This is a genomic window from Orientia tsutsugamushi str. Boryong, from assembly GCF_000063545.1.
GTDB classification, from domain to species: domain Bacteria; phylum Pseudomonadota; class Alphaproteobacteria; order Rickettsiales; family Rickettsiaceae; genus Orientia; species Orientia tsutsugamushi_C.
Window position 1 is genome coordinate 1474123 of the sequence record NC_009488.1, and the last position, 13054, is coordinate 1487176.

9 protein-coding genes and 4 pseudogenes are annotated in these 13054 nt (G+C 33.2%); 7 read left to right on the forward strand and 6 right to left on the reverse strand.

Annotation, left to right across the window (positions count from 1 at the left end; all coding sequences use genetic code 11):
* Positions 1-36: 36 nt before the first annotated feature.
* The 6 genes and pseudogenes from OTBS_RS07040 to OTBS_RS07070 form a co-directional block, all read left to right on the forward strand.
* Positions 37-860: pseudogene (locus OTBS_RS07040) on the forward strand (TraU family protein); the annotation flags it as partial.
* Positions 861-940: 80 nt separating this feature from the next.
* Complete coding sequence (gene trbC, locus OTBS_RS07045) at positions 941-1261, forward strand: type-F conjugative transfer system pilin assembly protein TrbC (protein WP_011944350.1); 321 nt, start codon at positions 941-943, stop codon at positions 1259-1261.
* Positions 1258-2949: pseudogene (gene traN / locus OTBS_RS18465) on the forward strand (conjugal transfer protein TraN). Before trbC ends, traN begins: the two are co-directional and overlap by 4 nt.
* 5 nt (positions 2950-2954) lie before the next feature.
* Positions 2955-3661: pseudogene (locus OTBS_RS07060) on the forward strand (conjugal transfer protein TraF).
* A pseudogene (locus OTBS_RS07065) lies at positions 3658-4958 on the forward strand (conjugal transfer protein TraH). The pseudogenes OTBS_RS07060 and OTBS_RS07065 overlap by 4 nt, the downstream one beginning before the upstream one ends.
* Before the next feature lie 313 nt (positions 4959-5271).
* Positions 5272-6228: a type IV secretion system DNA-binding domain-containing protein gene (locus tag OTBS_RS07070; RefSeq protein WP_011944671.1), complete on the forward strand. Its 957-nt coding sequence runs from the start codon at positions 5272-5274 to the stop codon at positions 6226-6228.
* A gap of 1 nt (position 6229) precedes the next feature.
* Here the strand turns inward: OTBS_RS07070 and OTBS_RS07075 are convergent, their stop codons facing one another.
* The 3 genes from OTBS_RS07075 to OTBS_RS16850 are packed head-to-tail and all read right to left on the reverse strand — an operon-like array spanning position 6230 to position 8263.
* Positions 6230-7141, reverse strand: a complete 912-nt coding sequence (locus OTBS_RS07075; protein WP_011944584.1) for an Rpn family recombination-promoting nuclease/putative transposase — start codon at positions 7139-7141, stop codon at positions 6230-6232.
* A gap of 50 nt (positions 7142-7191) precedes the next feature.
* Positions 7192-7602, reverse strand: coding sequence for a hypothetical protein (locus tag OTBS_RS16845; protein ID WP_041621304.1), 411 nt, complete (start codon positions 7600-7602; stop codon positions 7192-7194).
* On the reverse strand, positions 7574-8263 hold the full coding sequence (locus OTBS_RS16850; RefSeq protein WP_041621305.1) for a toprim domain-containing protein: 690 nt from the start codon (positions 8261-8263) through the stop codon (positions 7574-7576). Before OTBS_RS16850 ends, OTBS_RS16845 begins: the two co-directional genes overlap by 29 nt.
* A gap of 258 nt (positions 8264-8521) precedes the next feature.
* Between OTBS_RS16850 and OTBS_RS07090 the strand changes: the two genes are divergently transcribed.
* Complete coding sequence (locus tag OTBS_RS07090) at positions 8522-10114, forward strand: ankyrin repeat domain-containing protein (RefSeq protein ID WP_232488967.1); 1593 nt, start codon at positions 8522-8524, stop codon at positions 10112-10114.
* 80 nt (positions 10115-10194) lie between these two features.
* Here OTBS_RS07090 and OTBS_RS17680 read toward each other — a convergent pair whose 3' ends face one another.
* Genes OTBS_RS17680 through OTBS_RS14935 form a run of 3 tightly spaced genes read right to left on the reverse strand, consistent with a single transcriptional unit; the run spans position 10195 to position 13050 of the window.
* Positions 10195-11745, reverse strand: coding sequence for an AAA family ATPase (locus OTBS_RS17680; protein ID WP_050897528.1), 1551 nt, complete (start codon positions 11743-11745; stop codon positions 10195-10197).
* Complete coding sequence (locus OTBS_RS17685; RefSeq protein ID WP_269763918.1) at positions 11730-12839, reverse strand: MobA/MobL family protein; 1110 nt, start codon at positions 12837-12839, stop codon at positions 11730-11732. Before OTBS_RS17685 ends, OTBS_RS17680 begins: the two co-directional genes overlap by 16 nt.
* Positions 12817-13050: a hypothetical protein gene (locus tag OTBS_RS14935; RefSeq protein ID WP_162097307.1), complete on the reverse strand. Its 234-nt coding sequence runs from the start codon at positions 13048-13050 to the stop codon at positions 12817-12819. The genes OTBS_RS17685 and OTBS_RS14935 overlap by 23 nt, the downstream gene beginning before the upstream one ends.
* Between the last annotated feature and the right edge of the window lie 4 nt (positions 13051-13054).

Consider the following 13054-nt stretch of genomic DNA (forward strand, 5'->3'; position numbering starts at 1 on the left):
AATATAGGTTAAATTACTATATCTCTGTACTTTACAAACACTTCAATGCCTGATACTAATGCTTCTGGTAGACTTATATGTCTTTGTCCTAAGCCAGGGATTCCAATACCTGTACCTGGTATATTCCGGTAGGATTTTGGGAGCCAGTACGCCTTGTAGATGTTACAAAGTCGCCAATGTGTATGGTAAGTCTTGGAGGTTTGTCATTTGGAAGTGCTACTCAAAAAGGCATGAAAGATGAGGCTGAAGGAAGTGCTTTTTATCACATTCATTGGTATGTCTATCCTGTGATTTATTGGCTGGAAATTTTGCTTGATTTTATTTGTCTGGAAATGGCTGCAGTCGATATAGCATATTTAACAGAGTTTGATCCATTATGGAGTGATGACGCTAAATCTGCGATTTTAAATCCAGAAACGCTGTTGTTTCAAAATGTAGCTGCTTATCAAGCATGTATAGCTGATTGCATGAGTTGCAGCGCTGGTTTATTAGCAAGTGATTATGCTTTTTGGTGTGCTGAATGTCAAGGAATGCTTTACCCTTTTACTGGAACAGCTGCGGCGCATAATGGTGGAGTTGGAACATCTGTATTAATGGTAAGTAAGTTTATGGCTAGAATGCATAGGCAACTGATGTTATGGGGATATTATGGTTATAAAGGCTTATGTGGCAAGTATCCCATGCCTATTATGAAGAAAAGTCAGTATCGACTACAAATGACTTATCCGATTCCAGAAACCAGATCCTGCAAGAGCATAGGCCAAACAGAAGCTACATGGCAGGCTGGAAGAGAATTTCCAGTTAATGGTGAAGATTTTGGTTACTTGATTTGGCGAAAAAGAGATTACTGTTTGCTTTGATAAGGGTTAGAGAGGAATATGGTTATACGAGTAATGATGTTGATGGTTTTATTATTTGTTAATAATGCTAATGCTTTTTTTTGGGCCAGCAAAAAACTTTTATTTTTGTCTCATTTTCAATGAGTGATGAGGCTTTAAAAAGCTATTTTGCTGAATCTCAAAAGGCTGGAGCTCAATTGATTATGCGTGGGTTAATTAATAACTCATTTACACAAACAAAGAATAAAACTATGGAGCTTGGTATTAGCTTCGATATAGATCCTAGCTTGTTTGAACAATATAAAATTGATGTTGTTCCTGTGATAGTAATAGATGATGAAAAAAGAGGATTAACCAAGAAATTAACTGGCCATATTCCTTTAGCAATAGCATTAGAAATTATGAATGAGAATACTCAATGAGATTATTATCTATATTAACTTTTTGATAGTGCTCAATATTAGCTGTTGTTTAGCTTCAATGCAAAGCAGTTATAATGAAGCTAGCAACTATAATGTAAATCTTGGAAATTCTTCAAATACACAAGAATTATTTCATCAAGGTAGTAATGTCAATTATCCTAACAATGATGAGGATTTAACCTACCATGGCCGTAATCAGCTTGGTACAGAAAGTGGGGCAATGTTATTTCAAGCTGAAAACAGTAAAAACAATGCCTTAACTCAACATAATATCAACGATCAAAATTATATGATAGCTAATTCAATGAGAATTGAATCTGATCCTTTAAGTGCCCTTGATAGCAGTAACTTCGTAACTCAGACAAGTAAAACTAATACTGAAATTATTCAAAGTTGTAATGAAGGTAGTAATTTTAACATTGAACTTATTCGAGAATTAAATGTTGAGTGCAGATTAGAGAATGTATGGCTTTCTTGGCAAAACCGGCAAATGGAATTTGCAACAGAAGAAATAGTAGAGAATCATAGTAATTGGCTTAATGGTCGTGCAGATTTCCATGACGTAGATAAAAATAATGAAAAAATATACAAGTTAGCAGGTGATAGCCAAATGGCTGCAAGACGAATGAGGAGTGCTGTTGCTGATAGGCTTGGCGTATCTATAGAGCATATTGGAACAAAGTTTATATTATATCAAAAAGAGGTAAAATATGTATACTTCGCTATGACTACAGAGATAAGACTCAAGAACTAAGGGAAGTAGCAGAATATTGGCAAGTTGTAAAGCCTGAACTTGAACAATTAATAGAAAGTAATGAATGCTATGAGGTGAATAGACTCAACTATGAGAGTGGTGATAGAGTATTTTTTGACAAGTTTAGAGTCAATCGTTCATATTGGAAACAAAAGATTGTTTTTTCTTGTACTAGCGATCCAAAAGATGGTTGCAAACACCTTAAAATTCAAAATTGTGAATTAAAAACAGCACTTGCCAAAAATCAGTAGCAAATATTTGTTTACTATGGCAGCATGACTATAGCTGTTCAACTGATGAGCAAACAATGCTACACTCATCATTGCGTAATAACTCAATTTTTTGTTTAGGAGGTAATTGCAACACTCCGACTATTATACCAAACAGAGATATAGCTAAGGTAGCTCATCTAGCGATGCTAAATCAGATGAGCAAGGACATTAAAACAAATCCCGTTTCTGTATTTTCAGGTAAACATCGAAAATGCAAAAAAGATGTATTTAGTTTTTTGAATTGCTGCTCTTCAATGACTGGCTGGGGGCGTGATATAGGCTTATCGCAATGCAAATCTAAGGAACAAGAATTAGCTCTATATAGAAAAAAAGGTTACTGCTATTACATTGGAACCTATTGTTCTTCAAGAATTCCGATATTGGGTATTTGCCTAGCTAGAAAGTCTACTTATTGCTGCTTTCAGTCAAAACTTGCAAGAATTTTTCAGGAAGAAGCAAGAAAGCAGCTAAAAATAGACTTCGGTACACCTGAATGTCCAAAGTGTAGAGGCCTTACTGTTGAAGAGTTACAAAAAGTTGATTTCACTAAAATCAATATGGATGAACTATTTGGAGATATACTCACTAAGGCTCAAAACAGCATGAACAAAGACATTATTGCAGGAATCAAAGATAAAGTTCATCGTATGCAACAAAGTTAGTCTAAATGAGCAGATTATTAATGTTTATGATATTAATTAGTCATTTATCCACTGTTGATGCTTCACCAACAAGATTTTTATGGTACAATGATAAACATGGTCATGAGCTTGATGACTCTGCTGCTAATTCTAAGTTGATGAGTGTGGCTCATGACCAGAGAATCGAGGAATTAAAGGAGCAATTTAATCGAGCTCAGCGCGTATAGCGCTTGATAATCCAACGCTCGAAAATGTGATTACAGCTCAAAGATTGCAGAAGCAAATCATGGAGAAGGCTCATAAGTTTGCTACTATGTGGCAACTAGCTACTCTACTTGATTACCAACTGATTAATGCTAATGAGCCTGCTAATAGCTTACATAGAAAGCTATATCAAGAAAAATCAGAGCAAAAAAATGATTTCAAACTCAAAAACATTGCTAAAAACTGGGGATTGATTTTGCAAGTTAAACAAGATTGCTTGCTCTGTAAGGCCTTTATGCCTATTGTTCAGTGCTTTGCTAATAAATATGCATTTCAGTTGCTAGCTGTCAGTAAGAATAATGAGTTGCTTAATAAACTAAATCCTAAGCATATTGTACCTGTATTATATTCAGTAGCTAGCGATGGTAAAAAAATATATGCAGTAGCTAGAGGCATAATCTCTGAAGATAAAATTATCGACAATATTCTAGCAATCGATAGATATTATCATAAGTTGGAGACTACATGAGCACCAAAATCAGAGTTTATGCCATTACAATGCTATTATTGCTACAAGCTCCAGTATCACTAGCTTGGAATATCGAAAACGTATTTCAAGGAATGAGTGTTAATGTTACTAGAGCTGGATCATATCAGGATCAAGCGGCTGGATATTATGCGGCTGGCGGATTATCTGCCAGAACAAGCCAAACATCATTTCAGCCATTTGCTATAACTCCACCATCTTTAAACATGAGCTGTAGCAGTATTGATGCCTATCTTGGTAGCTTCTCTGTTATTTCTGGAGAAGAATTAGTTCAATTGATGAAAAACATTGGTTCTCAAGCTAAAGTCTATGCTTTTTCATTAGGATTAAAAACATTTGCTCCACAGATTGAGAACGCTCTCAAGGACTTACGTAATCTAGCAATGGAGATGAATCAATTTGCCAAAGGAGATTGTGAATTAACAAAAGCATTATTTGCTACAGCTTTACCAAAGAACTGGGCTATGAGAGAAGCTGTTTGCCGTGATATACAGTCACAAAGCGGGTTTGATTATTTTGCTGCTGGTAAAAAATGTCGTAATGATTTAGCCCAAAAACAAGCTCTGCGACAAGCACAAAATAAGGATTCAGAGTTATGCTGGATGATTATAACATCTTCACTAAAGCAGCAGCAAAGGTTGGAATACCATCAAATATGCGTGATTCAATCATGTCTATGACTGGCACTATCGTGGTTACAAACAATAATGTGTACTTTTTTGACTCCTTAGCTCAGGATGAAAAAAGTTGGATTAGTCATTTAAAAGGTGGAGAATCAGCTTCAATTTACAGCTGTGATAGTGTTAGTTGCCTGCATCCAAGCCTACAACGAAATATCACAATATCACCAGAGCAGTCTTATGCAGGTAAAGCTAAGCAAAAATTGACTGATCTAAAAAATAAGTTTGATAAGAATTCTGAATATAGCAACTCTGAAATAGCCTTTTTATCTTCGATTGGAGATATATTTCCAATTTATGATTATATCACATTAGAAGCTATTTCTGGAGTCACAATTTTAGAGATCTCATCAGAATTAATAGCTAGCTATACATTAGTTCAGCATTTGAAGGAAGTAATCACCGAAATACGTAGAGCCGTTACTTCACTAGGTGCTAAGCAAGTTTCGAATGAACATTTAGAAAGATATTTGAAGGAATTGAATCGAGTACAACTTTTTGCAAATGAAAAATGGACTAGCCTACAAACCGATGCAAGTCGAATAGATAAAAGGGCTAGATTAATAGAGCAGCATTTAATAGCGAAGGAGAAAAGTTAATGGATTACGTAATATACACATTTGGTGGTGGAGATCTGTTATGGCATGTGTTTAATGGCATAGGCAGAGGTCTTTGCTTCAAATAGCGAATACTTCACTCCAGTGGGTCACTTAGCCTTGACTATTGGTGGCATATGGGCTGCTACTAGGGCTATTTTTAGAGGAAATATCGGCATCTTTGCTATGGGAATGGTTTTTTCCATCGATATTTATTTTTACGCTGTTATTTGCCCCCAAATCTACTGTTTGGCTGAAGGATGAAGTATCAATGAGTGCGCCAGTAAAGGTTGATAATATTCCCATAAGTATTGCAATGTTTGCTTCTCTTTCATCGCAAACGAGTTACTTTGTATCTAAAATTGATGACTTTTTTGCTAAAAATGCTGAATTAGTCTTGTCTGAAGCGTTGAAGCTATATCAGGATGACAAAGATATCATAAAACTAATTCATACAATCATTTACTCTGATAATAGACAATTTGTAAAAGCTTTTAGAAACACCGCTGTATCAGGCATTATAAGCGAAAGCGCGCCTGAAACTTCTGCGGGAATTCAATCTACTCTTGGAAAGAATATTACTTCGCTACAATATTTAAAGCCTGGAGGTAATTTTAGCATCAAGGAATGGTTTAGTAATTCTGCTGAAACTGGATGGCTATTTATCACAGCTACTCCAAGTCAAAGAGCTACTTTACAGCCACTTATTTCAGCATGGATAAGTATAGCTATCAAAGCTTTGATGTGTAGAAATCCTAATCATGATAACAAAAACATATGGTTTATACTTGATGAACTGCCAGCTCTACAAAAAGTTTCATCTTTACCAGTTGCTTTAGCTGAAAGTAGAAAGTATGGAGGCTGCTTTGTTGCTGGGTTGCAGAACATTCATCAATTAGAAGCAATATATGGTTCTGCTGAATGTGCTTCTATGCTTGATTTGTTTAATAGTAAATTTATTTTTCGAGTTAGCGATCAGGTTACAGCTTATAAATCAGCATTAACACTAGGTGAGCAAGAGATAATTGAAACTCAAGAAAACTTGTCATATGGATCAAATACTATGCGAGATGGAGTAAATATGAATAATGTTGAGCGTAAAAAGCTTTTAGTTATGCCATCTGAAATTATGAATCTACCAGACCTTACATGTTATGTAAAGCTTGTTGGTAACTTTCCCATCACAAAACTAACTATGAAGCTACAAAACTTAAATATAGCATATGTTTGGGGATATACATTGCTCAAAAAACTTAAGTTAGTGAATTATTAATTCAAGAATTATCCATGCTAACTTTTAAATTAACCACTTCTTCGTTTGATAACCCAGTATTTTCAGCAATAAATTCAACTGAAAAGCCAGCTTTTAATAAGTTCCTTGCAAGCCCTTGTGCAGCTTCAGCTCTGCCTTTAGCTATGCCTTCATCAATATATTTTGCAGCAATAGTTCTCATAATATTACCTTTTTCTTCTTCAGATAAATACTTAGCCAGAATCTGCTCTAATTCTGGTTGCTGATTCTCTAGTAATTTAGTATCAGTATACCATAAAAATGATCTTAGGTAAACATAACCTTTTTCTTTATCAAGTATTAAAACATGTTTGAAGTTTATTAGAAACTCTTGCCAAAGCTTTAACATATCTCGTTGATGAATGTGTTTTAGCATATATTCGAGCATTCCGATATGCTTTTTCCTAATAATTTCATCATTCGACATACTTTGCAAATCGACTAATTGATAGTCAGAGGTCATTAATTGCTTAGCTATCATTGAATCGGTAAATAAATCCCACAAATTTCTAGGTGCGTTGTAGACTTCTTTGCCGTTATAGATCACTAAATTATACACTAATGGTAATTTAGTTTTTTCTTTCTTATGCCTTTCGCACAATAACAATGTGTATCTCCATAACCGCAGAGCTGTCCAATAATCAACGGTTGATTGAGCTTCAATTAATATATAAATAAAAGCATTGCCATGCTTTTTGGTTGCAACTTTATAGACGATATCGCTATATTTTTTTAACGATTCTTCTATATAACTTTCTTGCTCTACTTTTATTTTTGATAAATCTATTAAACTCTTGAAATCACTTGGTAAATAATACTCTAGAAATTCTTGTGCAGCCACTGGATCGCTCATGATTGTCTTTGCCAATGAATCATGCTTTAATTTTTTTGTCATATTTTTCAGCCTATAGTTTTTTTTATAAAAAATGCTGCGTCATACTCTGCCTAGTGTTTCAGACATAATCTTGGTTGTATATTAGTTTGTATGGATTTATTCTTTTCATTAAGTTTTCTTATTTCAGGGCTGATAATATTTCTAACAGCATATAATCCTTGAGTTTTTAATACATTATTGAAGTCATTTTTGACTGTACAGACTACTGCTTCCTTATCCTCTAGAACTTTTTCAGCTTTTTCAGTATTTACGTCATTTTTAACTGCTAGAATGATCTTTTCTTTTGAGGCAGGATTATAGTTTTGCAAATTTTGGGCTTCAATGGCACATAAGATTTTTCCTTCGACTCCAGCTTGTTGAATGGTTAACGCTGTTTCAATATCCTTTGTAATGATTGTTACAGGTGAATATTTTGAATTTTGTTGAGCAATTTCAGCAAATGATCCAACTAATTGTACCAACAGATTTTTCAGCTACATCAGCTTTATTACATGTTTTTGAATTCAGAGCTAATATCTTAGCTCCAGTAATTTCATCTTTGTCATTTTTAACAAAAATAGTGAGTGTAGGCCAGGATTTTTGAGTCTTTTCATCAAAAACCATATTTGCTCTTAAATTAGGATTATCAAAGATTTTTGAACTATAAATTTCTGTATGGTTTTCTAGATATTTATTCACAACTATCGTTTCCACCTTAGCTTCCTCTTCTTGTTTACAGTAGTATAGAGATGAAGATTTATTATACAATTCTTTAACATTCGTAATATCATTTTGTTTTGCTATACTATTATTTTCTGTTTGAGTAAGTTTGGTTGTTTCAACTGCCTTAGTCAGTTTAGTAATTTCAGGTTCTATAATGTCTCTAATTGACTGGTCTCCACAAGTTTGCAGAAGATTATTAAAATCACCATTTTCTGGTGGTTTGACTATACAAGTTATCGCTCCCTTCATTTCTAACGTTTTTGCAGCTTTAATTACAGTATTATTAGTTAGAGAAATTTTTCCATCATTATCTGCTGCAATGATGATTTTTTCGCCTAGAAATGGTGAATAATTTGTCAAATTTGAAATTCCTGCACTGGCAATGATATTACCTTTAATGCCTGATTGCTGTAAGCTCAATGCTGTTTCAGCCCCTTCGGCTATAATTGTTATATTAGGGTCATTCGCATTTCGTTTTGCTATTGTTATAAATGATCCTCTGATTTTACCTAAGGATCTATTCTAAAAATTTAGATATTAGATAACACTATTCATAGTATGAATAATCGCATTGCTTTATTTATCAATTTAATATATTAGATTGATAAATATTTTAGGGTGACAAAATTTATGAAAAATTGTCTTTCTTGGATATATAGTGTTGTACAGAAGTTGAAAATGTTTTTTTCTAAAAGCATTGATTTACAAGACGCTGTTATATCTGGAGATATCAAGTATGTAAAATGTTTTTTTTCTCAAGAAAATACCATTATTAACTTACAAGATGAGGATAATTATACAGCTCTACATTATGCTGTTATATGTAATCAAATAGAAATTATAAAAATTATTCTGAAGTATAATCCTAATATCAATTTACAAGATAATTTAGGTAATACCGCTTTGCATTATGCTGCTGCATGTGGTTATACAAGTATTGTAGAGCTTTTACTAAAGTATGATCCTGATTGTATCAATTTACTTAATGAAGATAACTGGACATCTTTGCATTATGCTGCTGCACATGGCAACATAGGCAGTATAAAGTTACTGTTAAAGTATAATTCTGAAATTAGTAATTTACAGGACATTTGGGGAAATACTGCTTTGCAGTATGCTGCAGAATGCGGTAATACAAAGATTATCAAGTTGTTGTTAAAGCATAATCCTGGTGTTATCAATTTACTTGATGAAGATAACCGTACAGCTTTGCATTATGCTGCTGCATATGGCAACATAGGTAGTATAAAGTTACTGTTAAAGTATAATTCTGAAATTAGTAATTTACAGGATATTTGGGGAAATACTGCTTTGCATTACGCTGCTGCATGTGGTTATACAAGCATTACAGAGCTTTTATTAAAGTATGATCCTGATTGTATCAATTTACTTGATGAAGATAACTGGACATCTTTGCATTATGCTGCTGCACATGGCAACATAGGTAGTATAAAGTTACTGTTAAAGTATAATTCTAAAATTAGTAATTTACAGGATATTTGGGGAAAGACTGCTTTGTATTATGCTGCTACCAGATGTCACATAGAAAGTGCAAAGCTTTTGTTGAATCATAATCTTGAAATCGAATTACAGAACTATCTTTACAATGAATTAAATACATACGAAAAGGAAGTGGTTGAATTATTCATAACTCATGCTGTAAAGATAAAACACTTTAGTAAAGATATTAACTCAAAAATTGTTACACGGAATACAGATTTTATACAAAACTCACAAAATCTAAGCAAATTAGCTCAGAAATGTGAACAAGAAATTCAAAAGCTGCAAGATATTAAGATTGGTAGCAGTGATAAAACTATATATAGCATATACTTGTTTCCAAATAATACTAACGTACTAGCAAGATATGCTAATTATCCTAAAGTTCTAGATTGGTATGAAAATTCTAAACAAGAATTTCCTCTATATGGACCTGAAGTCGCAAGAACAATTGAGAATGGGACTAATAGAAAAAAATTACTTGAAGGAGTATGTAAAGAAAAAATCTCTATAATACTGAATCAGCAGTATCATATCGTTCCTAATAATCCTTTATCAAAAACTCAATATAGCGAAACTCTAGATGAAGAGTTACATAAGTCTATAACTTTTAGTCAGTTGAATAATTATGATACACATAAAATATATGAATATTTAGACAACACTGTTTTGAAAGAGTTTCAGCATGAGTATAAAACTATTGATAGTAATGATAAAAAATGTTTTTTCTGTAGTTTGTCTGGAGAAGAAGTAGTTGATATAGAAAACTGATATAATTATACAACAAATTTATTATTTAATTATATAAGTTTTATATAAAAGTATGATAAATTTGTTTCAAATATTCAGCACTACCGTCTAATTCCAATTTTTGGAGCTATATTAGCTTTTACAATTTGTTCAGGGTCTGTTTTTACGTTCTGATTATTAACTAATTTCATGATTTCAGGTATCACAAGCTCCTTAACAGCTGTGGCTCCTTTATTTTTTAGCATTTCGTTAAAATCTTCACCTTCTGAAGGAACTACGATGCTAGTGATTGCTCCTTTACTTTTCAGTACTTTTGCAGCATCGTTTATAGTGCTTACATATTCTTTATTCTGTTTATCATTATTTGCAGCTATAAGAATCTTTTCTCCTTGAAATGGTTGATAGTACTTCAAATTATTAACATTTGAGCTATATACCATTCTGCTATCAATGCCAGCTTCCTGAAAACTTGATATCGTTTTTCCTTCTGCAGACAAAATGGTTACATCATAATTGTACTGTCTTTGTTCTTTGATTTGCATAAACAATGGAGTAGAAATATCTTTGGTGGTACATTGCTTTATGCAATTCTCTTGCTGGACTCTTTCTACTTTAGCTTCTTGCTCTGGTTTAGCAGTAAAGTGATAATATTCTTCATTCACATGAGATCTATCATTGATATCATTGATTATAGACTTAAACCAGTTTTCGATTTTACTAAAAACAGTTGTCTTTGTCCGTGCTTTCTCCAAATCATGAGCAGTTTTCAGAGTTATGCTAGCTGATTTATCATTTGGTCTGCTAAGCTGATTTATTAAGCTGTTAATGCTTCTAGTTGCTTCCTTATTGCAATATAGCTGTAATTTCTCTATATGCCTTGTCATAGCTACGTATGAGCTGCTTATATTACTTACTCCATTATGTAAAACGTATACATCTTTTATAGAAGCTCCCTGGGCCTTATAAACAGTACTTGCATAACCATGTTTAAATTGTATTTTGCTTGGGTCAAAACTCACATCTTGTCCTGCATCTGTCTTAGCTACAAATTCATTTTTATTAACCGAAGTTAAAGTTGCAAATTCACTATTTTGTATTTGTAAATCCTTATCGCTTTTTTGAAATACAATTCGATCTCCAGCCATGTAGGACTCTTTCCTTCCAGCTATTGAACGCCTATATTCTGTGCCTTGTAGCGTGCCATTAGCTTTTAACAAAGATCTAATACTTGAATTAAGAATGTCTACCTCTTTATTACGTACTGTAATTACCAATTTTTCATGTAGCTTAAACTTGCTTAGACTCCAGTTGTATCTTAACTTACTCATTGAGTCCTGCAACGTATTATCAAACTTAATACATTTATTTTGTCTCAGTAATGTTATACCGCTTAAAATATTACTCTCAGCAAACTTTGTTGCTGCTTCTCTACTCCAGTTTTCACTTTGTCTTCGAATATTCACTAAAACATGTGAACTGAAAATATTACTCAGCATCTCAAACATTCCGCCTCTTTCTATTGAAGCTAACTGCTTTTCATCTCCAGCAAGTATCAGTTGACAATTATTGTTTCTAACTACTCTAAACAGCTCTGCATATTCTCTAGTAGCAACCATTCCAGCTTCATCTACTACTATTAACCTATTTTGCATAAAAATTTTTTTTTTCGATTATACAAAAATCCTTTTACTGTATAGACTTCCTTATAACCTTTGCTCCTCAGCTCTGATACCGCTTTATGAGTAGGAGCAAGTCCAATAACATTTTGTCCACGATTTGTTGCAATTTTATATGCTTTTGCTAAAACAGTGGATTTACCTGTTCCAGCTCTTCCTCTTAGTACTCTAACTCCACTAGTGCTAAGCAAAATATGCCTTAGAGCTTGTTTCTGTTCTTCACTAACATTTGCTAGACCTTCTATATCACTTTTAAGATTGTAAATATCGTTGTAATAAACTTGATTATTGATTTTATTAGCTATTCTTATTATTCTTACTTCCTCGTCTCTAACATCAGTTGTAGTAAAATATTTGCTACTTTCACCATCATCATGATATAACTCTAGTATTCTATTTGAACTGAACACTTGCTGAACTAACATTCCCCTTTCTGTTAGGTCTGGTATATCTTTTACTGCTTTTTCAATATCCTGCTTAGTAAAAATAGATTTGTAATGTGTTATAGCATCCGTTATTACATCAACATCCTTAATAATTTTTAAATTAGCCTCTTTACGTAACTCATTTTCATTTGCAACTTCATTAATTAAACCCCTAATTCTAGTAGGGCCAATATGCTCTTGCGGTACTGCACTTATCTTATCAACTCTATTTGTTAAGCCTAATTTAGCAAAATATGCATTAATTATTTCCTTCACTTTTTCATGAATCATCTCGGAATCTCGAATAACAAACTTTTTGCCATTACTTAATGTTATGCATTTTGGGTTTAAATTTACTGCTTTATCACCTAAACCAGTTCCATCTTCTCTAAATCTTCTTGTAGTAACCAATATGTGCGCATGCCAGTTTTTATCTCCTCTATGAGGCTTATGAATGTCTATCTGTACTCCAAGACCATTTTGCACCCATTCCCCCATTGCATCAACTATTTGATGAGTTATTTCTATTCTATGCTCTAAATTCAATTCCTTATCGTCTGGCAGTGCTATTACGATATCCTTCAATAGCTGACTGTTTCTTCGTTTTTCTGTTTGTTCAACCTCATTCATTAATTGTTTGGACATTCTTGAATTTTTGATTTACATAAGCTGGTATCAGCACTGTATGATATACGTTATCTTTTTTACAAGAGAAGTTATAACTTACATTTGTCTTCTCGTTTTTAACAATAGTTCTTGCATTATACGCTGCCTTACGACAACTATCTCCTCCTTTGATTCTACTTAAAAATTCAATCCTTGCAAACTGTATTGCCATTTCAACTCCAATCCTCACCTGA